The organism is Pseudomonas sp. RL_5y_Pfl2_73 (assembly GCF_963970515.1).
Taxonomy (GTDB): Bacteria; Pseudomonadota; Gammaproteobacteria; order Pseudomonadales; family Pseudomonadaceae; genus Aquipseudomonas.
Map to the genome: position 1 here is coordinate 118,442 of NZ_CAXAPD010000013.1, position 26,955 is coordinate 145,396.

23 protein-coding genes are annotated in these 26,955 nt (G+C 58.8%); all 23 read right to left on the bottom strand.

The annotated features are described in order from the left end of the window. Positions 1–27: 27 nt before the first annotated feature. On the bottom strand, positions 28–1,503 hold the full coding sequence (locus AACY42_RS14905; RefSeq protein ID WP_003199076.1) for a sigma-54 dependent transcriptional regulator: 1,476 nt from the start codon (positions 1,501–1,503) through the stop codon (positions 28–30). A gap of 170 nt (positions 1,504–1,673) precedes the next feature. Next, positions 1,674–1,970, bottom strand: coding sequence for a flagellar protein FliT (locus AACY42_RS14910; protein ID WP_339480374.1), 297 nt, complete (start codon positions 1,968–1,970; stop codon positions 1,674–1,676). 11 nt (positions 1,971–1,981) lie between these two features. Continuing rightward, positions 1,982–2,377, bottom strand: coding sequence for a flagellar export chaperone FliS (fliS, locus tag AACY42_RS14915; RefSeq protein WP_339480377.1), 396 nt, complete (start codon positions 2,375–2,377; stop codon positions 1,982–1,984). 131 nt (positions 2,378–2,508) lie between these two features. After that, positions 2,509–3,942, bottom strand: coding sequence for a flagellar filament capping protein FliD (gene fliD, locus AACY42_RS14920; RefSeq protein WP_339480379.1), 1,434 nt, complete (start codon positions 3,940–3,942; stop codon positions 2,509–2,511). Positions 3,943–4,025: 83 nt separating this feature from the next. Next, positions 4,026–4,391, bottom strand: coding sequence for a flagellar protein FlaG (locus AACY42_RS14925; protein WP_053186546.1), 366 nt, complete (start codon positions 4,389–4,391; stop codon positions 4,026–4,028). Positions 4,392–4,463: 72 nt separating this feature from the next. Then, positions 4,464–5,315 carry a flagellin domain-containing protein gene (locus AACY42_RS14930; RefSeq protein WP_024617493.1) on the bottom strand — a complete coding sequence of 284 codons (852 nt, stop codon included), beginning with the start codon at positions 5,313–5,315 and terminating at the stop codon, positions 4,464–4,466. Between the two features lie 254 nt (positions 5,316–5,569). Next, a complete protein-coding gene (locus tag AACY42_RS14935) occupies positions 5,570–5,839 on the bottom strand; it encodes a hypothetical protein (protein ID WP_339480384.1) in 270 nt (89 codons plus the stop codon). After that, on the bottom strand, positions 5,836–7,128 hold the full coding sequence (locus tag AACY42_RS14940; RefSeq protein ID WP_339480386.1) for a motility associated factor glycosyltransferase family protein: 1,293 nt from the start codon (positions 7,126–7,128) through the stop codon (positions 5,836–5,838). Before AACY42_RS14940 ends, AACY42_RS14935 begins: the two co-directional genes overlap by 4 nt. Before the next feature lie 84 nt (positions 7,129–7,212). Next, positions 7,213–8,139, bottom strand: coding sequence for a ketoacyl-ACP synthase III (locus AACY42_RS14945; protein ID WP_339480389.1), 927 nt, complete (start codon positions 8,137–8,139; stop codon positions 7,213–7,215). Between the two features lie 197 nt (positions 8,140–8,336). Beyond that, on the bottom strand, positions 8,337–9,389 hold the full coding sequence (gene pseI, locus AACY42_RS14950; RefSeq protein ID WP_339480391.1) for a pseudaminic acid synthase: 1,053 nt from the start codon (positions 9,387–9,389) through the stop codon (positions 8,337–8,339). Next, complete coding sequence (pseG, locus tag AACY42_RS14955) at positions 9,382–10,887, bottom strand: UDP-2,4-diacetamido-2,4,6-trideoxy-beta-L-altropyranose hydrolase (protein WP_339480394.1); 1,506 nt, start codon at positions 10,885–10,887, stop codon at positions 9,382–9,384. The genes pseI and pseG overlap by 8 nt, the downstream gene beginning before the upstream one ends. After that, complete coding sequence (gene pseF / locus AACY42_RS14960; protein WP_339480397.1) at positions 10,884–11,585, bottom strand: pseudaminic acid cytidylyltransferase; 702 nt, start codon at positions 11,583–11,585, stop codon at positions 10,884–10,886. Before pseF ends, pseG begins: the two co-directional genes overlap by 4 nt. A gap of 6 nt (positions 11,586–11,591) precedes the next feature. Beyond that, positions 11,592–12,752, bottom strand: a complete 1,161-nt coding sequence (gene pseC, locus AACY42_RS14965) for a UDP-4-amino-4,6-dideoxy-N-acetyl-beta-L-altrosamine transaminase (protein WP_339480399.1) — start codon at positions 12,750–12,752, stop codon at positions 11,592–11,594. Continuing rightward, positions 12,749–13,750, bottom strand: coding sequence for a UDP-N-acetylglucosamine 4,6-dehydratase (inverting) (pseB, locus tag AACY42_RS14970; RefSeq protein WP_173407218.1), 1,002 nt, complete (start codon positions 13,748–13,750; stop codon positions 12,749–12,751). The genes pseC and pseB overlap by 4 nt, the downstream gene beginning before the upstream one ends. 26 nt (positions 13,751–13,776) lie before the next feature. After that, complete coding sequence (locus AACY42_RS14975; RefSeq protein WP_339480401.1) at positions 13,777–16,710, bottom strand: TIGR00180 family glycosyltransferase; 2,934 nt, start codon at positions 16,708–16,710, stop codon at positions 13,777–13,779. A gap of 50 nt (positions 16,711–16,760) precedes the next feature. Next, on the bottom strand, positions 16,761–17,498 hold the full coding sequence (locus AACY42_RS14980) for a cephalosporin hydroxylase family protein (RefSeq protein WP_024617489.1): 738 nt from the start codon (positions 17,496–17,498) through the stop codon (positions 16,761–16,763). 15 nt (positions 17,499–17,513) lie between these two features. Then, positions 17,514–18,584 carry a class I SAM-dependent methyltransferase gene (locus AACY42_RS14985; RefSeq protein ID WP_339480404.1) on the bottom strand — a complete coding sequence of 357 codons (1,071 nt, stop codon included), beginning with the start codon at positions 18,582–18,584 and terminating at the stop codon, positions 17,514–17,516. Beyond that, positions 18,574–19,431, bottom strand: a complete 858-nt coding sequence (locus AACY42_RS14990) for an NAD-dependent epimerase/dehydratase family protein (protein WP_339480406.1) — start codon at positions 19,429–19,431, stop codon at positions 18,574–18,576. Before AACY42_RS14990 ends, AACY42_RS14985 begins: the two co-directional genes overlap by 11 nt. After that, complete coding sequence (locus tag AACY42_RS14995; RefSeq protein WP_339480407.1) at positions 19,428–20,654, bottom strand: class I SAM-dependent methyltransferase; 1,227 nt, start codon at positions 20,652–20,654, stop codon at positions 19,428–19,430. The genes AACY42_RS14990 and AACY42_RS14995 overlap by 4 nt, the downstream gene beginning before the upstream one ends. Continuing rightward, positions 20,651–21,211 (bottom strand): dTDP-4-dehydrorhamnose 3,5-epimerase family protein, encoded by a 561-nt coding sequence (locus tag AACY42_RS15000; protein ID WP_339480410.1) that lies wholly within the window; start codon positions 21,209–21,211, stop codon positions 20,651–20,653. The genes AACY42_RS14995 and AACY42_RS15000 overlap by 4 nt, the downstream gene beginning before the upstream one ends. Then, entirely contained in the window at positions 21,208–22,290 is a 1,083-nt protein-coding gene (gene rfbG / locus AACY42_RS15005; protein WP_339480413.1) for a CDP-glucose 4,6-dehydratase, read from the bottom strand. The genes AACY42_RS15000 and rfbG overlap by 4 nt, the downstream gene beginning before the upstream one ends. After that, entirely contained in the window at positions 22,272–23,045 is a 774-nt protein-coding gene (rfbF, locus tag AACY42_RS15010) for a glucose-1-phosphate cytidylyltransferase (RefSeq protein WP_076385852.1), read from the bottom strand. The genes rfbG and rfbF overlap by 19 nt, the downstream gene beginning before the upstream one ends. A 256-nt stretch (positions 23,046–23,301) precedes the next feature. After that, a complete protein-coding gene (locus AACY42_RS15015; RefSeq protein WP_339480419.1) occupies positions 23,302–26,874 on the bottom strand; it encodes a glycosyltransferase in 3,573 nt (1,190 codons plus the stop codon). Positions 26,875–26,955: the final 81 nt, after the last annotated feature.

The window sequence follows — 26,955 nt, forward strand, 5'->3', positions numbered from 1 at the left end:
GAAAATCAGGCGGTTGGAAAACAGGCGTCAATCATCCGCCTGTTCATCTCCTTCGCGACGACTCATGCCGTACTTGCGCATCTTCTCCACCAGGGTGGTGCGACGGATGCGCAGGCGTTCTGCCGCGCGGGCCACGATACCGTTGGCATCGTCCAGCGCCTGCTGGATCAGCCCCTGCTCCAGGCCTCCCAGGTAATCCTTGAGATCCAGGCCTTCCGGTGGCAACAAGGCATTGGCGGTGAAATCCGGCGTGTGACCGTTGATTGCCACCCGCTCCTCCAGATCGCTGCGCAAGCTGTCGACCATTTGCTCGTCTTCGTCGTCGACGTAGCGGAATTTCTTCGGCAATTCATTCACGCCGATCACCCCGTACGGGTGCATGATCGCCATGCGCTCCACCAGGTTGGCCAGCTCACGGACGTTGCCCGGCCAGCCATGGCGACACAGGGACATGATCGCCGCCGAGTTGAAGCGGATCGAACCGCGCTTTTCATGCTCCATGCGCGAGATCAGTTCGTTCATCAACAACGGAATGTCTTCGACGCGCTCGCGCAGTGGCGCCATTTCAATTGGGAAAACGTTGAGGCGGTAATAGAGGTCTTCGCGGAAACTGCCAACCTCGATCATGCTCTCGAGGTTCTTGTGCGTGGCGGCAATGATTCGCACATCGACGCTCTGGGTCTTGTTGCTGCCCACGCGTTCGAAGGTGCGCTCCTGCAGGACCCGCAGCAGCTTGACCTGCATCGGCAGCGGCATGTCGCCGATTTCGTCGAGAAACAGCGTGCCGCCATTGGCCAGCTCGAAACGCCCGGCGCGACTGGTGATCGCGCCGGTAAAGGCGCCCTTCTCATGGCCAAACAGCTCGCTCTCCAACAACTCGGCCGGGATCGCGCCACAGTTGACTGGCACGAACGGCGCTTCGCGGCGCTTGGAGTGATAATGCAGATTGCGCGCCACCACCTCCTTGCCGGTGCCCGACTCGCCCAGGATGAGTACGCTGGCGTCAGTATCGGCAACCTGCTGCATCATCTGGCGCACGTGCTGGATCGCCCGGCTGGTGCCGACAAGACTGCGGAAAAGGTTGGGTTCGCGATGCCTGCCGCGCTCACGGGCCTGGTCGTACATCTCGCGATAAACCTGCGCGCGATGCAGCGAATCAAGCAGCTTGCTGTAGCTGGGCGGCATTTCGAGCGTGGAAAGTACTCGGCGGCGCTGGTCTTCGGGCAAGTCTAGGGAGGAATTTTCGCCCATCAACAAAACCGGAAGGAACTCATCCCAGGTGGAGAGTGTCTTTAGCAAGCCCAAAAGCGTTGCAGGGGCATTCACGGTCCCGATCAGAACACAAATGACCTCGCGACTGGACGACAAAGAGCCGACGGCCTGCTGCCAGTCATGGCTTCCGCAGGGTAAATTTTCTTCGCCAAGAAAATTTAAGATCACCGCCAGGTCGCGGCGGCGGACGCTATCGTCATCGATCAGGAGAATTTTGGTTTCACGCCACATGCAATAACAACTTCCCTAGTCAACCCAATGCCCGAAATTTAGGGGGCAAGCTAGACGCTTGCAGACTTGTCATGCCTGTAGACGCCTTAAATCTGTAAACAGCTACTAGTTAAGTCAAAAAACCGTGCACAGTCAAATTTATGGCGCAACAGGCTCGGATTAACTGAGCATTAACCGAACAGATGGTAAACCTTTGCAGCGTTCTGTGCTTGATGGATCTGCTGCATCTCGTCGACGATCGCCTGACGCTCTCCTGTCGCCGCCTCCAGCAATTGCCGATACACCCCCAGCAACCCCTCAAGATTAATGCGCAACGCCGCCTCGTCCGCCTCTGACTCGCTCAGGACGTCTTCCATGCAGGAGCGGCAGGCCAGGTCCAACTGGCCGATTGCCTCCCAATTACGCTCGGCCAGGGCATCGACCAGGGCATTACGGGTTTGTTCGATTCGCTGCAGGACAAGACTCATGAGAGCACTCCTTAGAATTGCGGACCAGGTGCGGCGATGGCATCCCAGCCTTCCTTGACCGTGCCAAGCAGATCGGCGACTTCGTCGAGGATCTTCGGATCAGTCTTGGCGTTGGCTTCGGCCAGGCGCTTCATCATGTAGGTATAGAGGTTATCCAGCTCGGTTACCGACTCGGCCTGGTTTTCCAGGTCCAAGCCTTCACGCAAACCACCGACGATGCCGATGGCCTTGCTGATCAGTACGCCTTTGTTGGCAATATCCTTACGCTCCATCGCGCCCTTGGCCTGGGCAATGCGATCCAGCCCGCCCTCCATCAGCATCTGCACCAGACGATGGGGACTTGCCTCGGAGGTTTGCGCCTGGGCGCCAATCTTCTGGTATTGGCGAAGGGCTAACATCGGATTCATGTTCTACCTCATCAAAAAACTTCAGTTCGTATAAACAGCGTATCGACGCTGCGTCAAAAAACTTTAGGGCGAAAAGCCGAAAGCCCGGAATGCTGTCAAAACATTGCCGGGCTCTTTGCATCGGTCGAAAATCAGCTGTTTTTCTGTTGTGCCGTCATCGCTTCGAACATGGAGGTGATGTTGCTGGCGGTGGCTTTCAGCCTGCCGACTAGGGTGTCCATGTCGTTGTACTTTTTGGTCAGTACGGCGGTCAGCGTTTCGACCCGGCGATCGAGGGCCAACTGGTCTTCACTCAGCCTCGCCTTGAGAATTTCCAGGTTCTTGGATCGCGTCGTAAGGATGTTATCGACGGCCTTCCCATTGGAATCCTTCTGACTGGTCTCCGTGTAGGGATTGAGTGCATTCTGCATGCGCTCGATCAGGCCATTCTCCCCGGTGAACAGCGTCTGGATTTCTCCCCCCAACTGCTTTTCGTTCACGGCAGTTGCGAATTTCGCACCGTCAAAATCCAGCGCGCCTGTCGTCTGGTTGGTAGTAATCCCCAACTGAGACAACACGGTCAGCTTATCGCCGGCACCGGTTTCGGACAAAGGTGCGCGAATCGCGGCCAAAAGTGAGCGTGGCAGTGAGTCGCCGGTCAGCGCTGCTGGAACAACATTGCCATTAGCATCCGTCGAAGGCTTCGTCAACGATGTTACTGCCTTGGCAATGGCATTATAAGCATCGACGAATTTCTGGATCGAAGCTTTCAGGCCGTCGGTGTTAGCGGCTACGGTGACTGTCGTTGGTCCGGAACCGGCGACGAGCAATGTCATGTTCAAGCCCGAAATAACATCATCCAGCTTGTTGGTTGGACTGGTCATCGACAGCCCATCAACAGTAAAAATTGCGTCCTTAGCGAGACCAATTGAACCCGAAGAGCTTGCGCTGGGCGCCCCCATCTCCGTAGAGCCATCGGCGGCCAGGCTGGCAATACCGCTGAGCGAGATATCACTTCCAGCGCCGGTTTTCGTCGACCCCACCACTAAACGGGAACCAAAGTTATCCGTGACGATGTTGGCGGTCAAACCACTGGAGGAATACTTGCTATTGATCGCATCCCGAACCGACTGCAGCGTCGCGTCAGCCGGGATATCAAGCGTGTAATCGGTGCCACTTTGGCTGATGGTCAGCGTACCCGCCTCTACGGCACTGGAAGTACCACCCGCGAACGCGGCGGTAGCGACTTTTGATGACGTCGCCAACTGAGTGACATTTACCGAGTAAGTGCCGCTAACTGCCGAATTTCCGGCTGTCACCGTCAGCGCACTGGTGTTGGCCGAAGTAGCAGCAACCCCGGTAAATTGGGGCGTGGTCGTACTACCCAGACTTTTAAGTGCGGACTGGAAAGTAGCCAGCAGCGACTTCAGGGTGCCGATCCCCGAAATATTGGCCGTATTGGTCTTGGTGGCACGGTCAATCTGACCTTGCTTGGCTGCTTTGTCAGAATCCACCAATGCCTTGACGATCGCACCGGTATCAAGGCCAGAGCCTAGACCCAAGCCAGGTAGAATTGGACTTGCCATATGGGACTCCCTTCAGTGTGCCGCCGGCCTTTTGACCTTTACAACCGCTCAAAAGAACCAAAGAACAAAATTCGTGCCAGCTGTCAGGCTTGCGCGCTGAACAACAGGCTGCTTGCATCATTCAAACTGTTCGCCAGTTTAAGCACTTCTTCATTAGGGATCTGGCGAATCACTTCACCGGAACCACTGGCAATCACTTTGACAACTACTTTGCCTGAAGGCTCATCGATTGAGAACTCCAGGTTGCGCTTGACCGACTGAACGAAGGTTTCAATTTCCTGAACCGCCCTCTTCAGTTTCTCTTGCTCGGCCACAGCGTCTTTCGGCTCATCCTTGACCGGTACCACGGTGGCAGCATCGGTTCGAGGCTTTTCCACTGGTTTGTCGGCAAATGTCGTCGCCGGCTTCGCAGCTGGATAAGACAAGTTCAGCTTCACGCTCATATCCATGTCCATCACCTCTTGAACGGAAAAAGCGAGAGAGTACGCAAGCGCACTCCCCCGCTAAAACTCATCCGGCTATTACTGAAGCAGCTTCAGTACAGCGGATGGCAGTTGGTTGGCCTGGGCCAGAACCGAAGTGGAAGCCTGTTGCAGAGTCTGCTGCTTGGTCAGCTGGGCAGTTTCAGCAGCGAAGTCGGTGTCTTGTACGCGACCCAGTGCAGCGGCGGCGTTTTCGTTGATGTTCTGCAGGTTGGAGATGGTGCTGGTCAGACGGTTCTGGGCAGCACCGAGGTCCGCACGGCTGGCGTTGATGGTCGCCAGAGCAGCGTCGATCGCGTCGATTGCAGCTGCAGTGTTGGTTTCAGCCTCAGCACTGTCCGCAGCACTGATCGCGATGGCAGCAGAGTCAACGCTCAAGGTCGCAGCGTCGAAGCTGTCGCTCAGGGTCAGAGTGATCTGGTTGGTAGCACCGGTGTTGGAGCCGACCTGGAAGGTCATGGTGCCAGCGGAACCGTCGATCAGGTTCTTGCCGTTCAGGTTGGTCGAATCAGCGATACGGGTCAGTTCGTCCGACATCTGAGCAAATTCTTTGTTCAGAGCGTCACGGTCAGCAGTGCCGTTGTTGTCGTTTCGAGCCTGGACAGCCAGTTCACGCATACGTTGCAGGATGTTGGTGGATTCCTGCAGAGCGCCTTCAGCGGTCTGAGCGATGGAGATACCATCGTTGGCGTTCTTGATCGCAACAGTCTGACCGCGGATTTGCGAGGTCATACGAGTAGAGATCTGCAGGCCGGCGGCGTCGTCTTTGGCGCTGTTGATTTTCAGACCGGAAGACAGACGGGTCATCGAAGTGGACAGAGCATCGGAAGCCTTGTTCAGGTTCTTCTGAACGTTCAACGATGTGACGTTAGTGTTTACTGTTAAAGCCATGACGAATTCCTCGTTGGTTGGGTACTGCGGCTTCCGGCCCTGGCAACCGCCGGGTGTGGCCTAGAGAACCTTCGTAATAGTTATCGTCGTAATCGGAACTTGCTTTAGCGGTTTTTTCAAAAAATTTGCCATCAGGGTGCCACCCCTCGTAAATCAAGGGCTTGGCAGCGCTCGGCAGGTAAAAAAATGACGCCAGGGAAATGCCGGTGGCGCGATTCGCTTGGACAGCGGCGCCAGCTCATCAAGGAAAGGAATTACACCGCCTGACCAGCGGTCAACAGTTCAACCCATTCGTACTCAAGATAGTCCGCCAGCGAGAGCCAGTTCTGAGCCTGCTGATCGTTGAACATCAGCCCCAGCAGCCTGTTCCACGATGATTGGACGTCGCTCGGCATAAGCTCGACCAACGGTTGCGCCGCCTCGATCAATGCAACCATCGCCAGCCCCGCCTCGACATCCCGCCCCAGGCGAAACAGCCGTGCGCACTCACGGGCGTCATCGATTACCCCTTGAAACCCGGTCATTGCACGTACTCCGGATGGAAATCAGCGCCGACGATCAGCGCCCCGTCCCGACTGCTGTTATAGAAACGCACCTGGGGATGCCCGGCGATAAAACGCTCGAGCTCACACAGATAGCTGCGGAAGTTGAGTTGGGTCTTGACCCGCTGTCCATGACCATCGAGCACCCAGTGCTTTGCCACGCCCAGTTGTGGCCCCAGATCACCGTCGCCCCAACCGGTGTGGGTTTTGTCATGAGGAAAAGCAAAGTCGGCGCCGAACAGGGTGATTTGCGCCGCCCCCATTTTCACCGCCAGGTCCACCGCCGGATGAATCACGCTCCCGCCCACGTACAGTTCGCCTCGGCGAAGTAGCTGTCGCAACTGGTGATAGACAGGGCTGGCGGAGTAACCGGCATAACGCCGCCCCTGCCAGGCTTCAATCACTGAAGGCTCAGCCATTGGCAGGTAAACCAGTGCAATATCGTCGGTGTCTTCAGGAGGGAGATGGCGCGCCGAGATGCGTTGATCGATGCTGACCACGACATCCGGTCGAATGCCGTGGTTGATCAACGGTCGGTAGGCCGTATCGACGCAAATCAATAGCGGCCGCTCGGCGCGGTCATTCAGATTGCGCAATTTTTCGAAGTGCTGCTCAAGGCTGGGCCCGGTGGCAATGACAAACGCCTCCCGTCCATTGAAGGAGCCAAATAGCTCGGTGACATCGTGATCCGCTTGCACGAGATTGAAAGTGGCTTGCAGGCGTTCGATGATCTCCGGCGCCTTGGGGTCGAATTCCCGGTTACTGAAGGCCAGATGGATTTCACTGATCAATCGGTCGCGAATTTTTGCATTGAAATCATCGGCCAGCACCAACTCGGCGGGCAATGCGAAAAACGGCAGCTGGATTTCCGCCAAATCGCCTGCATAGCGCAATTCGACCCGCGAGTCGGCAAGCCATGGCGATTGATCCAGCAACTGCAACACCAAGGCAAACACTGAGCCATTGAGGATATGCACGTACAGACGTTCAACCCCTGTCCGCTCCAGCATATGATTTTGCAGATCCCCCAAGCCGGTGCCATAGACATGCACGACCGCGGCGTCCGGCGGTAGGCTGGCGGCTTGCAGGTGGGCCTCGGCGAGGCGGTCATGGCGGCTGGTCAACTGAATCCCATTGATGCTCAAGGTCGATCCAAGCCCCTCGACCAGATCTGCCTGCAACGCACCCGCATCCTCCAGCAGCAGCCGATCAGCCAGCGCCGGCCAGCGCTGCTCGATCACCTGGAGGTTGCGCTGAAAAAACTCGCTCATTGGTGCCTCGCTTTTCGATCAGGCAAAAAAATAGCGTTCAAGGTTACACCTTGGACGCTATTTTTGTGCCCGGGTTTTAGTGGTTTACGGGCGATAGATGATCGCCGAGCCCCAGGACAGGCCCACGCCAAAACCACTTAATGCCACGCGGGTCCAATCGGAACCGAGCACGTGTTTTTCCAGCAGTAACGGAATGCTCGACGACACGGTGTTCCCGGTCTCGACCATGTCCTTGATGAACTTTTCCGGCTCACCCTCGAAACGCCGCGCCACGGCATCGACAATCGCCGCACTGCCCTGGTGAATGCAGAACGCATCAATGTCGCTGGCCTGCAGATCGGAATCGGCGAGCAACTCATGCAGATGGGCCGGCACCTTGAGCAAGGCGAAGTTGAACACCTGGCGGCCGTTCATGAAGAACACGCCGTCGCTGACCTTCAGGTGCGGCGCGCCGGAACCGTCGGTGCCGAACTTGGCCTTGCCCAGCTGCCAAGGCGCCTCTTCACCCATCCAGGTCGCGGTGGCGGCGTCGCCAAACAACATCGTGGTGTTGCGGTCTTCCGGATCGACGATTTTCGAATACGGATCGGCCGTTATCAGCAGGCCATTTTTCAGGCCGGCAGCTTCCATGAAGCCCTTGATGGCGTAGATGCCATAGACATAACCCGAACAGCCCAGGGAGATATCAAACGCCGCCACGGTGGTCGGCAAGCCGAGCTTGTCCTGAACAATGGCCGCCGTGTGAGGCAAACCTTCTTCGTCACCGTTCTGGGTGACGACGATCAGTACATCGACAGATTCGCGCTTCAGTCCGGGATTGTTGGCAAACAGCGCATTGGCCGCTTCTACACACAGGTCCGAGGTTTCCTGCCCGTCATCCTTGCGTGGCAAGAAGGCCGAACCGATCTTGCCCAGGATGAACTCTTCATCCTTTTCGAATTTCGCACCCTGTGCGTAATTGTCCACGCCGGCTACAGGAACGTAGCTCGCAATGCTTTTTATGCCAATCATTACGGCTTCCCAATCAAAAACAGCCCAATACCACCGCTCGCAAGGAATCGAGGGGCGCCGACAAACGGGAAGTGTAAAGGGCTATCACTGGGCCTGATAAGGGCCAGGCACCATCTTCCCGGTCAATACAATACAGTGAAGATGCACGTTATGACTCGCAGGTCACGCGATTTTACTGATTAAGCTCGATCACAAAGCTATTCAACCAGCGCCCAGGCCAGGGGAGTACCCCGCGCGATCGCCTGGCGAGCGCACCGGCCCATCACGGACTCCGCATGCTTGGGAGCCAGCCCCAGGCCCGGCCGGATGGCTCGCAGGTTCTGCGGTGTAAACGCATCACCAGGGTTCATGTCTTGCGTCACATACAGCGACCGGCGATAGACCAGCGACTTGCGCTCAGCCTCCGTCACACCATAGTGCACCTGCCCAAGCGCCTGCCAGGCGCGTTCGGTTTCGATCACCAGCGCCGCGAGTTCCGCCGGTTCCAGCGAGAAACTGGCATCCACCCCACCGGCCGCCCGGTCGAGGGTGAAGTGTTTTTCCACCACGGTCGCGCCCAACGCCACGGCGGCGACAGACACCCCGACGCCCATGGAATGGTCCGACAAACCCACCTCACAGCCAAACAATTCTCGCAAATGAGCGATGGTGCGCACATTGCTGTTGGCCGGCGAGGCCGGATAGGTGCTGGTGCATTTGAGCAGCACCAGATCCTTGCAACCGGCTTGGCGGGCGGCACGCACGGTTTCGTCGAGCTCTGCGATGCTTGCCATGCCGGTGGAAATGATCAACGGCTTGCCGGTGGCGGCGACCCGACGGATCAGCGGCAGGTCCGTGTTTTCGAAGCTGGCGATCTTGTAGGCCGGCACATCCAGGCTCTCGAGGAAATCCACGGCTGTCTCGTCAAACGGCGTCGAGAACGCCAGCATACCCAGCGCCTTGGCCCGGGCGAAAATCGGCGCATGCCATTCCCACGGTGTATGGGCCTTTTCGTACAAGTCATAAAGCGAGGTCCCAGCCCACAGGCTGTTGGGGTCCTTGATGAAGAACTCACCCTCGCTCAAATCCAGCGTCATGGTATCGGCGGTGTAGGTTTGAAGCTTCAAGGCGTGGGCGCCGGCCCGGGCGGCGGCCTCGACGATCTGTAACGCCACCTCCAGGGACTGGTTATGATTGCCGCTCATCTCGGCAATGATGAACGGCGGCACCTGCGCCCCGATGCTGCGGTGGCCGATCTTGAAACTACTCATGAGGGTGGTCCTTCAATACGCGCGTGAGCACGCAAGTGCTCTGAATAAAACCGGCCTGGCGAAACAGGCTCAGGGAGGTTTGATTGGCCGGCAAAACTTGCGCGGTAAGAGCCCGCAATTGAGGCCAATGGACAGCAGCAAACGCTTCGCCACGGGCCAGCAACGCTTTGCCCCACCCCAGCCCCATCCGGTCTTCGAACAGATAGATTGACACGAGCGCCTCGTCACCCTTCAGGTCATAACGCAATGCGCCCACCGGGCCATCTGCCGCTTCGCCGATCAGCAACAGGCGTTGCGCATTGACCAGGCTTGCTTGCAGCCATTGGCAATGGCGGCTCCAGTCGATCACCGATGTATCCAGCGATACACGGCGCACAGCCTCGGCGTTACGGCCATCAAAAAGCAATTGGGCGTCGTCTTGTGTGGCCGGGCGAACTTGCAACAATGCACCGGCCAACGCGACAGCGACCCGTTGGACGCCCAAGCCATCGACCAGTTGCCGGGAGCGCTCGGCCAAACTTCTGCGCAGGTCTTGATTGCCTGCGACAAACCCAATGGCCTGACGCAACTGTTCGACACTGACCTCCTCGTGGCGGCCAAGATAAATATGGGCTCCGGAGATCGCCATCACCTCGCTATTGGCCTGCTGATTATTCGATACCGCGATGCAAATTGTTGGCAACCCCATTGCGGCGCGCTCCCAACTGGTACCACCACCGGCACCAATGAACAGATCGGCTTCGATCATGAGCTGATGGAAATGGCTGACGAAGCTGTGCAGTCGCCAATGAGGTCGACTCGCCACCATCCCACGCATCTCAGCCCAGGCTGGGTTGTCGGCGCCCGCGACAAAATCGACTTCAAGCTCATCGAAATCCGCCAGCGCAAGCATGGCACGGTGAGTCTGCATCGCCGCGTCAAACCCACCGAAGTTCACCAGTACACGCCTGGCCTGGGGTTTTATGGTAATCGCCCCGCAGCGAAACTCATCTCGCAACAGCGCATAACGCGGCCCCAGCAGCGCCTGGCAATGCGCTGGCAACAGACCCGAGTAGGCAGCTCGGGTCCCGGACAGGTTCTGGTTGAGCAGCAAATCAACGCTATAAGTGCGGGTGGCCAAGTCATCCACTGCCATGATCCTTGGCGCAAAGCGCCGTGCGGCGGTTTGCCAATGATGGTCCAGGCCGTAATGATCGACGATGATCCAGTCGAAACGCTGCTGAGCGCTCAAGGCCTGTTCCAACGCAGTGATATCCGCCTGCCAGGGCAGCAAAGACTCGATCGCCTGCTGCGGGTCCTCGCCAGGATAAAGATCCGGCAAGGCAAATGTTTCGAAGCCCTCGGTTGCCAATGCCTGTAATCGATGCCCTGACAGCGAACGACAGGCAAACGCGACGTGCGCCCCCTGCTCGCGCAACACCCGAGCCAAGGTCAGGCAGCGGGCGATGTGCCCACTGCCAATGGTTGGCGAAGCGTCGGCGCGGATCAGAACCCTCATTGCAGCTCACCGCCAGCTTTCAATGCCGCATAGAGGTATTCAGCCCGCTTCCAATCTTCGAGTGTGTCGATGTCCTGCACCAAATGGCGAGGCAGGACCACCGGCAAGCTGCTGGGTGAAAACAATTTATCACCGCGCAACCAAGCCTCCCGGCGCCCCCAGTAGAATTGGCCGGCGTCCTGAAACGCTTGGGGCAGGTCCTGGGATCGGGTATCGCGAAACTGCGGATAGAGCGGGGTCAACGCACCCTGCTCATCCAGGGTCAAGGCCCGCTGTACGGGAAAACCGAAACCGGTCACTGAAAACGCAAATGACTTGTCAGGGTGCTCGCCTAACAACTCAAATCCCTCATGCAGGAACCGAGCCTGCAACAGCGGCGCAGTGGCATAGATGCAACAGGCAAAATCGAACGAGCGCTCATGCAACTCACCCAAGGCATGGGCAATCACCGCCGCCGTCCCCGTGAAATCATCGGCCAATGTTGTAGGTCGCATGAACGGCACCTGCGCACCATGGGCATGCGCCAGCTCAGCGATCTCTTCGTCGTCGGTACTGACGATCACGTCATCGAACAACCGTGACGCCAGGGCTGTACGAATCGAGCGGACGATCATCGGGACGCCATCGAACAGCTTCAGGTTCTTGCGCGGGATCCGTTTGCTGCCACCACGGGCAGGAATGATCGCGACTGCGCTCACGTGTCGTTACTCCTCAAGCAATCGGTGTAGTTGCTCGACCACATAGTCCTGCTGTTCATCACTGAGGGAAGGGAACATGGGCAAGCTGATCGCTTCGCTGTAATAACGTTCGGCCTGGGGAAAATCACCTGTGGCGAATCCCAGGTCACGGTAATACGGTTGCAAATGAACCGGAATGTAATGCAGGTTTACGCCAATCCCGGCCGCGCGCAAGCCCTCGAATACCTGAAGGTGGCTGAGGGTGATGCCATCAAGTTGCAAGCGCACCACATACAAATGCCAGGCCGACTCCGCCTGGGGCTGTAAGCCCGGCAAGGTCAATGGCAAACCGCCCAACAAACGATGGTATCGCGCTGCCAACTCACGGCGTCGTGCGATAAACCCATCCAACTTGTTCAACTGCGAGAGCCCCAGCGCGGCCTGAAGATCTGTCATGCGGTAATTGAAACCCAACTCGACTTGCTGGTAGTACCACGGCCCATGGCTGGGCTCGGTCATTTGACCGGCGTCGCGGGTCATTCCGTGGCTGCGCAGGCGTTGCAGGCGCTGTGCCAGGTCCGGGCGATTGGTCAGAACCATGCCGCCTTCGGCGCTGGTGATGATTTTCACCGGGTGGAAGCTGAACACGGTCATGTCCGCGAATTCGCCACAGCCCACCGGCCGGCCCGCATAAGACGCCCCCACGGCATGGGATGCATCCTCGATCACAGTGAAGCCGTATCGCTCCGATAGCTGACCAATTCTGCGCATGTCACAGCTTTGCCCCGAGAACGCCACCGCCACCAACACTTTGGGCAGAGTCCCATCGCACTCGGCCTCTTCAAGCTTTGTGGTAAGGGCATGGGTATCGAGATTCCAGGTCAGCGGATCGATATCGACAAAATCGACCTGCGCGCCGCAATACCGCCCGCAGTTGGCCGAAGCCAGGAAGGTATTGGGGGTAGTCCATAAACGATCACCTGGCCCTAGCCCCGCCACCACGCAGGCGATGTGCAGCGCGGCGGTCGCATTGCACACCGCCACGGCGTGATCGGCCTGGCAACGCAGGGCCATGGCCTGTTCGAAACGCTCAAGAGTCGGCCCCTGGGTCAGCCAATCGGAGTGCAATACCGCGACCACCGCATCGATGTCAGCTTGATCGAGGCTTTGCCGACCGTAGGGAATCATGTCGGCAACCGGGCATGAAGGTCGGCAATCTGATCCACCGACAAAAAGTGCGGGTTGGTGTCGGAGCGATATTCGAAGTCCTCCGCCACAGGCTTGCCGCACTCACCCAGATTGTCCAGCGCGAAATCCACATCCACGCTGGTAAAGCGAATCGACGGCTGGATGGTGTAGTGATCGGCAAACTCAATGGTCATGCGCGCGTCATCGAGCGGCACCATTAGCTCATGAAGTTTTTCTCCAGGACGAATCCCGACGTTCTTGTGAGGCAAATGCCCAGCCATGCCCAACGCCAGATCGACGATACGAATCGATGGAATTTTCGGCACGAAGACTTCACCACCGTGCATGCGGGCAAAGCTGTCGAGCACAAACTGCACGCCGTGGTCGAGGGTGATCCAGAAGCGGGTCATGCGCTCATCGGTAATCGGCAGCTGCGTCGCACCCTCTGCGATCAACTTGCTGAAAAATGGCACCACCGAGCCTCGCGAACCGGCGACATTGCCATAACGCACCACGGCGAACCGGGTCTGCTGCTCACCCGCGATATTGTTGGCCGCCACGAACAATTTATCCGACAGCAACTTGGTTGCTCCGTACAGATTGATCGGACTGGCCGCTTTGTCGGTGGACAGCGCAACGACTTTTTTCACGCCGTTATCGATCGCCGCCGCAATGATGTTTTCTGCGCCATTGACGTTGGTGCGAATGCATTCGGTGGGATTGTATTCCGCCGCCGGCACCTGTTTGAGGGCGGCCGCGTGCACCACGTAATCAATCCCGCGCATGGCCTGGCGCAAACGATCGGCATCACGCACGTCCCCGAGGAAATAACGCATGCACGGGGCATTGAAAGTTTGTTGCATCTCGTACTGCTTGAGTTCGTCGCGGGAAAACACCACCACGCGCTTGGGCTGGTATTGCTCCAGTAAGCGGCGGATGAAATTGCGTCCGAACGAACCGGTGCCGCCGGAGATGAAAATCGATTTACCGTTGAACATACCCTGATTCCTTTTGCCTGGCAGGCTTATGCGAGCAACCGCGCCCAGTCGACAACCGTGGCGGTGCCCAGCGCAAAACCGGTGCCGGTCAAGGCAAGGTTCGGATTACGAGCCGCGTCATGGTCGAAGCGCGCCTGCCACTTTTTGCGCAAGGCATCGGCCGCCTCCGGCGCGTCGGGGAACGTACCTGCGTGCAGCATCTGGGCCTGGGGTGTCCAGACCGTGAGATAACCCGCGTCGGCGATTTTCAGGCATAGGTCGACATCGGCAAAGGCCTCGCCGAAATGATCCTCGTCCAGGCCGCCAACGGCTTCGAACAAATCCTTGCGGATCATCAGGCAAACGCCGGACACCGCCGAGTAGTTCTGCTCCACTTGGTGGCCGTTGAGGTAGCCCTTGGCGTCCTTGCGTTCGCCCACAAATACCGAGTTCACCTGGCCGTCGGGAGCGAGCACCAGGCCAGCCTGGGTCGTGATACCGCGTATCTCCATTTGTTTGCTGCCGACGATCCCCACTTCAGGCCGCTGGGCCTGATTGAGCAGACTGTCGAGCCAGTTGGAATTGACCACCTGCACCTGGGACGACAGTAGGACCAGGTACTCCCCTTTGGCCTGGGCACTCGCCCAGTTGTTCAGGGCCGAGGCACTGAGGCGTCGGTCGCTGCGCAGGATGCGGATCCGATCGCCCTTCCCTTCCAGACTGTCTAGCCACTGGGCCAACGCTTCGGACTGGCTATGATTGTCCGCGATCAGAATTTCATGACGATGGTAGCGCGTGCGCTGCAGCACGCTGACCAGCGCCTGCTGGACTTGTTCAAAGTTGTCCCGACTTTCGAGAATGATCGATACCAAGGGCCGCTCGGCGTGCTGGTAGTCGATCTGGTAAGTCAGCGGCTGTGCCGAGGTGACTTGAGCTCGATACCCTCGGGCAGCCAAGTGACGTGTCAGGACCTGACGCTCCTGGAGGTTTTCTTCCTGGACCGGGGCGTTGCAGATCAACAATGGCTCGGCCAGGTGCGCCAGGCCGGCCAATCCTGCGTCTTCAATCAGGCGCAACAACAGATCCAGCTCCAGGGCCTGAGTGTATTCAGCCGTAAAGCCGCGAGACTGGGCCAGCACATCACGACGAATCAGCCAGTGACGCGCCATCAACGAAGGCACCGATTGCAGCAGATCGAGGTTGACGCCCGGACGGAACACGTCGGTGAGGCTGCCATCGGCCTTGCGCTGGATTTCATCCATGGCCACGGCGCGCACACCTTCGCCACCGATCAGTTCGAGGCTGGCGCGCAGCAGGCCGCTTTGGGTGAACTGGTCACCGGCTTCGGCCAGCAACAGCCAGTCGGCGGTGGATTGCCCGACGCTCTGATTGATGCGCTCGACGTAATTAGTGGTGCTGACTTTGACGAAGTGCACGGTGTCACGCGCGGTGGTGGTCGCCGGCAAGTCACCCGTGGTGAACACCACTACGTTGAATGCTTTGCAATGGCCGTTGACCAGGCTGTCGAAAGAGGCCTGCAACTTGAACATGTCAGCGTCCAGATCCAGCAACAGGATGCCAAACCGTGGCCCGCCCTGATGTTCGGCCAGGTGGGCGGCGATAGATTTGAGTTGCTGTTCTTCAGGGTTACGTGCTTCAAGCCAGCTCAACAAGCGACCGGAGTGCATGTTCTCCAGCAACCGACGATCCTGCTGCACCGGCACGGAGTCCAGACGTTCGAGCCAGGCTTGCAACTTCACCGCTTCCTCAGGCTCATCGCTGCTCTTCAACGATTCGGCCAAGCGTTTGACCACGGTACGGTTGAACGCATAAAGACCTTGGGCTTCCCACAAGCGGCTGCGTATCGTGCGTTCGTTGTCGTTGGGTTGCACCTGCATCAGTTCGTGCTGGCGCAGCAGGATGCCTTCTAGCTGCTGAAGCTGAAGACGACCGGCTGGCATTGCATGCAGCAGGAATTCAAACTGGGTCAGCAGATCGAAAACCCTCTGATTATAAAATGGCATTTCGACAAACTGCTGGGGGCCAAACGAACGTATCGGCTCGCCCCCTGCTTCCAGCCAGGCCGAACGAATGATCTGCGTTCCCTTGAGTGAACGCCCTTGTTGCAAGCAGTCGGCCATGGCCGCAAAACTGTCCAAAGCAATCTGTTTGATACGCTCCGGAGCCTGCTCGGTAAGCTGGGTAGGTACGGATGCCAGGAACTCGGCGAACTGTTCCCGCTCGGCAACGCTTTTGGCGTCCTTGTAGCTAAGCACGGTCAACACATTGGTGTTGTGTTCGGAACCGCCGTAGTTGAGTTCGCGCACCGCAAACGGAATCGGCAAGATCCGCGCCTTGGCGCACGCCAGCAAGTAAAAGGTATGACCGATTTCCTGCCATTCGAAATTGGTGCCTGGCGGCAGCATGCCGTACCACTGCTGCAGCAGGTCGGTGCGGGTCACGGCGTAGAACGGCGGAAGGAACTGATCCATAAAGCGGATCACACGGTCCTCGGCCAGTTCGCTGTTGTAATCCTCATGCACCTTGCGATCACGGCGGAAGTAGCAGACTTCTGTAGCGCAGGACAAATACATGATCCCATAGCCATGGCACAGGCCGTAGTCAGGATTGGCTTCGAGGAACTCCACCGATTCGGTCAAGGCATCGTGCAGCAGGAAATCGTCATCGGCGGCAAACACCATGTACGGCGTCGTGACCTGATTGACGCCGTACACCAGTTTGTCCTGCAGCCCTTTGTAGGTGAACTGAGGCAAATGTCGGTAATCGACCGAGGGAAAATCCCGGGCGATTTGCTCATCGCGCTCAACCGACGAATCAAGCACCAGCACCGAACACGGATAGCTGCTGTAGTAATGCAATGTACGCCGCAGGAATGCGCTGCGGTTGTGGGAGATCACCACCACCGTGAACCGCTCGCTCAGCGGTGCCACGTTGTTTTGAATATTGTTTCGAACCTGCATATTTCCTGTCCCCACAACCTGCCAGACGCCAATGACTTGAAACGGATGGATTAACGAACCCGACGCAGATAACCGTCTGGAGCAACGGTGATCAGCAGCTTGTTCTGCAATTGCTGGTCAATTTCAAAATCAGCGTTTTCCTCAAGGTATTTCCATACGGCGGTTTTCGGGTTATCGCCAGGGCCCCATGGGCGATCCGGGAAAAAGTCCGCTGGCATGTCTTCGACCACGGTGTCCATCACCACGCAATAGCTCCCCACCGAGACCAGCGGCGCATACAGGCGCAGCTCTTCGAGCACATGATCATGGGTATGGTTGGAATCGAGCACCAGGATGACTTTCTTGCCTTTGGCCGCTGCATGGACCTGCTCGGCGATGGCCGGATCGATGCTCGAACCCTCGATCATCGAGATGCGTTTGCTCATCGGGTGGCTCTCGATGGCTTCGCGGTTATGAGGGCGAATATCCAGGTCGATGCCCAGCACTTCGCCATGGCCTTGCAGCTCCAGCAACGAGGCGTAATAAATGATCGAACCGCCGTGAGCGATGCCGCATTCGATGATCAGGTCAGGCTTGATCTGCCAGATCAACTCCTGCATCGCCATCATGTCCTGCGGCAACTGGATGATGGGGCGGCCCATCCAGGAAAAATGGTAGCTGTACTTGTGGCGGGCCGACTCGTTGAAAAACTCCTTGGCCAGGCCGACGAGTTTCTGGTCTTGGCCTTGACCGGCGATTTCGGTCTGGCATTGGGCTTCGAAGGCTTTATGGATCGTGTTGTCGGTCATGTTCGAATCTCGTGGTTATTGGAACGAAGCGCTGTCAACGGCGTGGTAGACGTAGCGCCCACCGGTCATCCGTTTGATCTCTTCAAGGTAATTGGAATTCATCACAAACACGTGCGCCCCTTCAGGCAATGTATCCATCGCCTCATCCGGTGAGCAGACGCGCGCGCCACTCAAGGGCAGATACCGTCCCTGCTTGGCCGGGTTGATATCCACCACGCAGTCCACCGCCACACCAGCACGTTGCAGGAACAGCGAATAGATCACGCCTTTGGAAGATGCCCCCCAGATCGCCGAACCCTGCTGCGGCGCAGCCTGGATAATCTGCACCGCGCGCCCGAGACTGGCAGTGAATCCGTCCGGCAACGCAAGTTCCGCCGCGGGCTCTTCCGGCGTCAGGCGCAACGTCGCCAGGTCAGCCACGATGTACAGGTACTGGCCGCCGAACAGATGTCCGGCTTCATGCACCGCGCCGAACATTCGGCGCAGGTCATCGAGGCGGAAATAATTGACATGTTCGTAGAACAGGTCGAACCAGGCGCGATGCTCCAGGATCCAGTCCAGGCACGGCACTTCGATGTAGATCTGTCCGCCCTGATTGGCCGCTGCGATTTCGGCGAGAAAGCTCAGCGGGTCCTGGATGTGCTCAAGCACATGACGAAGCACCACCGCGTCGGCCGACAGGCCCAGGTCACGAGTGAACGGCGCCTTGATCACATCGGCGTTATCGCCCTCGTAGGCCGGGTCGATGCCGGTGATGGCGTAGCCGCGCTCTTTGAGCAACTCCAGAAAATAACCTTTGCCACAACCGACCTCGATCAGTTCCTGGCCGCTGAAATGTCGAGCAATAACGCCCTCCACATCAGCCAAGTGCCGCTGAAACTGCCCAGAGTGGGCCTGTTCGTTTTGATAATCACTGTCATAGCGGAGCTTGTCCGCATCGAATGCCTGATTGAAGACCAACCCGCTCACTTCGTCCTGGACCAGAATCATATCGGCACATGCCGAGGACTTGGCCGACTGTTCATCGGCGAAGGTACGGTTCTGCAGGACTGGAAGGCCGGTGGCCCGGTACAGCTCACGCGTCATGTTCGGCTCCCAACAAGGTGTGCAGGCGTTCCGCCACGCCCCAGAACGACATGGGTTCGTGAGTCGGGTAAGGATAATGGCCCAGGTTCAGGCGAAGGGCGGCACCACGCTCGCGCAGGTGCGCTTCCACCAGCGCGCGCACTGACACCGGTTCGCCGCTGGAACAATTGACCACGCCATTGAATCGGCGCCGCAGCAACAGGCCAGCCAAATGGGCGGCCGCAGTCTCGATCGGCAGGTAATCGCGCAACTGTTCACCTCCGGACATATTGAATACCGCTGCTTGCGCATCGATCGCCCGGTCTAGCGCCGCCAGCAGGCTATTGGGGTTCTGGCCGGCGCCGTGCAAGTAGAACAAGCGCGCCCACTGCAAAGTAAACGGGTGATCGCGTTGCAGGTGTTCAAGAAACAGGCGCAAGGTATTTTTAGCCAAGCCGTAAGGATTGGCCGGCTGCGGCGCAGTCTGCTCGTCGAGCGGCCCGCTTTGCAGGCCGTATTCGAAACAGGTGCCAGTGACCAGCACTTGGGAAATGCCTGCGTCGACGGCCTTTTTGATGAAGCGATAATCAGCCATCAAGTTGTGTTCGAAATGAAACAGTGCCTGGTAATTCGGCAACCCAGGCCATGCCAGGTGCGCCAATGCATCGACCCCTTCGGCCAGCGCGGCGACGTCCAGCGCCTCGTCGTGGACATCAGCCGCCACGAACTCGACCTGGTCGAACCAAGGCAATGCTTTCGCCGGTTCGACCCGACGGGCAACGGCCCTTACCTCACAGCCACGCGTCAGCAACGCCTGGACCAGATGACGGCCGACGAACCCCGTGGCGCCAGTCACCAGGACCTTCATAGCACCGTCAACTCAGGCACGGCGATCACAAACTGTCCACCCCATTGGCGGACCTCAGCCAACTGCTGGCTGACTTCGCTCAGCAAGTTCCAGGGCAGGACGAGAACGTAGTCGGGTTTCTCCGCCGCGATACGCTCGGGCGATACGATGGGAATCCGACTGCCCGGCAAGTACTTGCCCTGTTTGTGCGGATTGGCATCGGCTACCCATGCCAGCAGGTCGGGTTTGACCCCGGCATAGTTGAGCAACGTATTACCTTTGGCGGCCGCGCCATAACCGACCACATGCTTGCCATCAGCCTTGGCCTGCAACAGAAAGCGCAGCAAACCATGCTTGATGGCCTCGGCGGCCGGCGCCAGGGTGGCGTAATACGCAGAGGTTTTCACGCCAGCGGTCAGCTCAGCCTGCAACTGCTGTTGCACCGAGGACTGCACCGGACGACGCTCGCCATCGGTGCGCTGGACGAACACTCGCAACGAACCGCCGTGGGTCGACAGTTGGCTGACATCGAATACTTCCAGCCCGTTGCGCTCGCACAGTGTTTGCACGGCCGTCAGCGACAGGTAGGAAAAATGTTCGTGATACAGGGTGTCGAACTGCTGCCCGGCCATCAGCGTGAGCAATTGCGGAAACTCAAATGTCGCGACGCCCGTCGGCTTCAGCAGCGTGGCGAAACCGGCGAGGAAATCATTGATGTCCGGCACATGGGCGAGCACGTTATTGGCCGCCATCAGGTCGGCTGCCCAACCCTCGCCCATAAGTTGCGACGCGGTATCGCGGCCAAAGAACAGCTCGCGAATTTCCAGACCTTTTTCACGAGCCGCCTCGGCGGTGCTGCGGGTCGGCTCGACGCCCAGGCACGCAATGCCGCGCTTGGCCACGTACTGCAACAGGTAACCGTCGTTGGCGGCAATCTCCACCACGCGGCTGTCCGGAGTCAAATCGAAGCGTTCGACCATCTCGGCCACATAGCGCTCGGCATGGGCCAGCCAGGTACTGGAAAACGAACTGAAATAGGCGTAGTCGGCATCGAACAGACTGTCGGCGCGGGTGTAATCCTCGGTCTGTACCAGCCAGCACTGCTGGCATACCGCAACCTTGAGCGGCACCCACTGCTCGGCCTGCTCCAGTTGGTCGGCCCGCACGTATGCGTTGGATGGCGGCGACGTGCCAAGGTCAATCAGTGGCAACACCAGAGCAGTCCCGCAACCTCGGCAATTCATACACGCACTCCTGCGAAACGCTCGTCGAGCAAGGGATGATTGCTGTCCCGCATCGACAGATTATTGACAGGCAGCGGCCAGGCAATCGCCAGCCGCGGATCACTCACCGACAGGCCGCCCTCATGCTCCGGGGCGTAATCGGCGCTATGCAAGTAAAGCAGTTCGGCATCGTCGGTCAGGGTCTGGAACCCATGGGCGAACCCGGCCGGGATCAATAGGCTGCGGCCATCTCCAGCCTTCAGGTGCTCGGCATGCCAACTCAGAAACGTTTCGGAATCGGGACGCAAGTCCACGGCCACATCCCAAACTTCGCCTCGCAGACAGGTAATCAGCTTGGCTTCCGGTTGCGCCGCATTCTGATAATGCAACCCACGCACGCTACCGCGCTCATGGGTGCAGGAATGATTGATCTGGCGGATATGGAACGGCTGGCCGAACGCGCTCAGGCTGCCTTCGCAGAACAGCCGGGCGAAATGCCCGCGCTGGTCTTCGAAGCGTTTGTGCTGGACGCTGAACAGCCCGGCAAGAGGCAATGCCTTTAACAAAAACTCGCTCACAACGCGCCTCGGTACAAGTTCAATTGGCCGAGGGTGACCTGGCGCATGTCATCGCCGTTCTGCCACGCCAAATGCCAATCGAGGGTCTGGGCAAGGCACTGCTGCAACGACCAGCGCGGCTGCCAACCCAGCAATTGCCGGGCGCGACTGCTGTCCAGGCGCAACAGGCCGGCTTCATGCAAATCACTCGGTTCGATCCGTAGGCCCGGCGCCAGCGGCCAGCGCTCGGCGAGCAACTGGACGACTTCGCCGACGCTGCACATGTCAGTCTCGCCGGGGCCAAAGTTCCAGGCGCCGGCAAACTCCGGGCCTTGCTCATAGAGGCGCGCGGCCAATTGCAGGTAACCGGCCAGCGGCTCCAGGGCGTGCTGCCAGGGGCGTACCGCCTGGGGATAACGCAGCGTCACCGGTTCGTCCGCCGACCAGGCCTTGAGCACGTCCGGAATCAGCCGTTCAGGGGCGAAGTCACCACCGCCCAGTACGTTACCGGCCCGGGCCGTGGCCAGGGCCAGGCCGTGTTCGGCGTAACGATCGGCGGAGAAAAACGAGGCGGCATAAGACTGCGCCAGCAACTCGCAGCAGGCCTTACTGCTGCTGTAAGGATCGTGGCCGCCCAGGGCTTCGTTTTCACGGTAGGGCCACAGCCACTCCTGATTGGCGTAGACCTTGTCGGTAGTGACCAGGACACAGGCTCGCACGCCGCCAATCTGGCGGACCGCTTCGAGCAGGTTCAGGGTGCCCATGACGTTACTGGAATAAGTGCCCAGCGGATCGCGATACCCCTCGCGCACCAACGGCTGCGCCGCCAGGTGCAGGACAATCTGCGGCTGCACGTCGGCGAGCACTTCCAGCAACGCGCCGAGGTCGCGCAAGTCACCGCGCCGATCATCAATGCCCTCACCCACCCGTGCCAGCTCGAACAGGTTGGGCTCGGTGGCCGGATCCAGGGAAAAACCGCTGACCTTGGCGCCCAGGCTTTGCAGCCAAAGCGCCAGCCAACTGCCCTTGAAACCGGTGTGGCCGGTGACCAGCACCCGCTTGCCGCGCCAGAACTCCGGGCTCAACCCCATTGTTTCCATGGGGCCTCCCCGCTTTGCCACAGAGCCTCAAGATGATTTTTATCCCGCAGGGTGTCCATCGGGTGCCAGAAACCGTCGTGCTGGAACGCCTGCAGTTGCTGTTCGGTGGCCAATGCCGCCAACGGTTCAGCCTCCCAAGAAGTCTGATCGTCGGCGATGTAAGGCAGAACCTTCGGCGAGAGTACAAAGAAACCACCGTTGATCCAGCCACCGTCACCCCGGGGTTTTTCGGTGAAACCCAGGACGCTATCGCCGTCGCGCTCCAGCGCACCGTAACGTCCCGGGGGCTGGACGGCGGTCACCGTGGCGAGCTTGCCGTGCGCCAGATGAAAATCCACCAGTGCGCCAATATTGAGGTCCGAGACGCCGTCGCCATAGGTAAAACAAAACGCCTCTTCGTTTTCCAGATAACGCGCCGCCCGACGCAGCCGGCCGCCGGTCATGGTGTCTTCACCGGTGTCGATCAAGGTCACGCGCCACGGCTCGCTATAGTTCTGGTGAACGTCCATGCGGTTGTTGCACATGTCGAACGTGACATCGGAGGTGTGGAGGAAGTAGTTGGCGAAGAAATCCTTGATGGCGTAGCCCTTGTAGCCCAGGCAAATGACGAAGTCGTGGATTCCATGGGCGGAATACTGCTTCATGATGTGCCAAAGAATTGGCTTACCACCGATCTCGATCATCGGCTTGGGCTTGAGGTGCGACTCCTCGCTGATCCGCGTGCCGAGACCACCTGCCAAAATAACTGCCTTCATCGTCTCCCCTCTTGTCCATCACCGGGCTCGGCCAAGCGTTGTTTCGCTTTGCGGGCGCGGGGATTACACCTTCGATGCCGATCCGGACGCCGCGGTATGCCGCAAGCGCTCGTTTTATGGCGATATGAGGGGGGCTTGCAGGAAACGCGCCAGCTCGCTGGAGGGGATTTGAATCAAAACAGGGTTGAATACTGATCTTTGTGGCGAGGGAACTTTATCCCCTCGCCCCAGGCCTCCCGGCACAAACAGCCCATACTCAGTCCGGCAACCAGCCCCACAACCAATGCTGCAAGTTGTCGCCACTGAGCATGTAATCGCGAAGCACCGCTTCGCGCAGTTCATCGCCCATGCGGTAACTGGCATCAGGATCGGCCAGGTGCATGCGGATCGCCGCGATCCATTCCTCGGTGCTGTTGCTGCGTACCTTGGTACACGGCAGGAAGCCGTCGTAGGCCTTGGTGTCGGTGCAGATCACCGGATAGCCGCAGGCGCCGTATTCCAGCAAGCGCAGGTTGCTCTTGCAGTCATTGAAGATATGGAATTCCAGCGGGGCCAAGGCCAGGTCCAAGTTCAGGCTGGCCAATTTGGAAGGATAAGTGCTCAAGGCAACCGACCGGTGGAATTCATGGATGTACGGACGCAGCGCATCCGGACACATACCAAAGAAGACCCACTCCACCTCGTCTGCCAGCTCGCGAACCACGTCCGCAATGATCTCCAGGTCGCCGCTGTGACTTGTCCCACCTCCCCAACCCACCCGGGGCTTGGAGGACGTACCACGGCGACTGGTCAACCGACTCCATGGCTTGGGCGGCAGCATGTTGGGCACGATACGGATCTCATGGTGCATGCTGGACAACGCATCAGCGAGCGACGGCGTCGTCACCACAACGCGATCACACAATCCGATCCCTTCGCGCAGCATCTGCTCGATATTGACCGGCTTGTTGCGCGCATGAGTGTTTTTCTTGGGCGCATTGACGACGTAATCGTCAAGCTCGAAGATCCGCAGGGCATTGGAATACTTCTTCATCCTCAGGATATCGCCGGCGGCACCTTCACTGTAGCGCCCCTGCAAGACGATCGTATCCGGCGACAAGCGCTCGACTTCAACGGTCGAAGGCGATTCGTAGGCGACTCGGGCAATCACCCGTCCCGCAGCCTCCAGTTCGGCCAACGGAGCCGTGACACGATAGTGGCCGACCGCGGTGGCGTTGACCGGCAAGCCTAGCACCAATGGCAACGCGCGGGTGCAGAACGGATTCCAGTTGTTGCGCAGCGAAGGCTCCAGGCTGAAGCTTGATGCCCCCAGGCTCAGCGCAGGATTGTAGGCAGAATCCCGGGCAATCTGCGGCAACCATCTACGAGAGAAGGTTTCGTGCTCGCGTTCCATCAATGTGGTTTCGTCCGACCGGACAACGCTCGATTGAGGGTCGATTTTCATCACGGTGGCGTAAGGTGTCCAAACCACCAGATAGCCGTGCTGGCCAGCGCGCAAGCACAGGTCGACATCGCTGAGACCGAGGGTAAAGGACGCTTCGTCCAGATAGCCGAGTTCATCGAAAACCTGCTTGCGCACCATCAGGCAGTCGCTGCTGACCGAACTCCAGTTCTGGGTGGTGTGCAAACGTTGCATATAGCCCCGGGAAGCCGCTGGCTCACCGAAGAACGGCGTCCCCACCGGCCCGGCCAGCCCGAGAATCTGCCCGCCGCCAACAAGGGCGCCTTGAGGGCTGAGGATCCTGGCACCTACCACCGCGACCTCAGGTCGCAGGGCATGATTGATCATCTCGTCCAGCCAATCATTATCGCGGACGATCGTGTGCGCACTGAGCAGCAGCAAGTATTCACCACGGGCTTGACTGGCGGCAAAATTACGCACAGCGGCGTCATTGGCCTCGCCGACATGACGCAGTACCCGCAGCATGCTCGCCCCCAACTGAGCCATGTTCGCCAGCCAGTCGAGCATGGCCGGATCCTGAACGCCGCTGTCCACGATCAGGATTTCATAATGGGTATAGGCAGTACGCTCGATCAGGCTTTCGGTGCAATGTTGCAACGCCGCAAGCGAGTCACCGGTACGCACGATAATCGACACCAGCGGACGTGCACCGTGTCGATAGTTTATGCGATTGATCAACGGCATCGTATCCGGTGAGATCTTGTGTTCGATGCCGATACGATCCAGATGCGTGCCAACCAACCGGGCATTGCCTTCGATGACCTCGGGCAACGACAACCATTGGGCGAAGCTCAGGGCCGACTCGACTTGGATTTCCGGAATGTGTTCGATGGTCTGAGGGCCGGCCTCTTCCACCAGGCGCCAGAGCAGATCGTGGGGCGCCAGTTCACCCTGGGTCGGCTCGAAGCCGCCCGCGGTCATGAACCGCTCACGCTCGAAAGCCAGGGTCCGACCGACATAGGGATAGGCGCGCATCAGGTCCAGGTTGAAGTCCGGCTTGAATACCGGCTCGAAGGACTCCCCGTCCACCAACGCTCCTTCATCACTGTAGACGCAAAGAATGCCCTGCCTCCCGGCCACGCGCTCGGCCAGGATCAGCAATGCCGAATCGCGCAAGACGTCGCCCGCTCGCAGCAGGTAAAACCAGTGCGCGCCTTCCAGCTGTGGAACGATGGCATTGAGCTGACGCGGCCAATCGGCCTGATAAGGCAACTGCAGCACTCGCTCGTCGACCTCGCAATGCGCATCGGAAAGCACCACGACGGCCTGGGCGCGATACAGCTGGCCCTTGATGCTACGCAACGTCGCCGCAAGCGACGTCGCATCACCGAGGGCGTCGATGATCACAGGCACAATGTTCGGCTGAAACGGCCAGCTATCGATACGCGCGGGCATGACACGCCGCTCAACCTCGCTAAACTGGCGGACGCTCAGCCACTCGCGGTAAAAGTCGGCATAGCTCTCAGTTTGCGCCCCTACTCGACCATTGACGACGGTATTGCGGTTGCCCAGCACGCGGGTTACGCAGAGTTCCTGCCAGGCATGAGGCTGGTCAGTGATTTTGTTCAAATCGATGCAGCGCACCCAACCCGAGGCCGGAGCCGCTTCGCCGCTGCGCGCAACAAGCATCTGCGCCAGCCACCCCCCTTCTGCCTTCGCGGCCTTGAGCATTTCCGGAGTCTTACTCAAACGCTCCGGGTACAGTCGCTCGACACTCAACACGGTATTCAAGGCAATCAAGTTGCCACGACGCATCAGACAGACGAACAAAGCAAAGTCGAGCAAAGCGACAAAACCGGCACCGTCCTGAAGGAGCGCCGGCAGCAACTCCAGCACATCGGCGCGGCGCATCAGCGTCGAACTGAAATTGCCAACAAAGTTGGTCAGCGTGCTCTCGAAAATCGCCAGCATGTCATCACCCTTGAGCAGGGCATCGTTCGGCGAGAACCGGCAATTGTCGACGCGAGGCGGCAAGATGAAGTTGCCTGCGTCACACAACAGCCGAAGTGCAAACACCACACTCACGTCAGCATGATCCATCAACGCCTGGGCCTGCATCGCAATGCTCGGCGCAAACAGCCGATCATCGTCGCACAGCACTTTGATGAACTCGCCCCTGGCCTCTTCGACACACCGCAACAGGTTGCCCTGAAGCCCCAGTCGCTGCGGGTTTCGCAAATAGCGGATCGGATGGGACGGTTCAGGGAAGGAGTCGACGATCTGGCGAATCTCATCGCCAGGCGAATCATCGCAAACGATGATCTCGATGTGTTCGTAGGTTTGGGCCAGGGCACTGAGCAGTGCCTGGTCGAAGAACCGAGGGTTGTAGGCGGGGATAACGATACTGACGAGCGGAAGTGACTTCACGGTTAAAACTCTCGAGCGGCGGGCCCCGGCCTTTTCAGGTCGGAGCCCCGGAACCGCTTAAAAAAAAAGACGGTTGGCGGC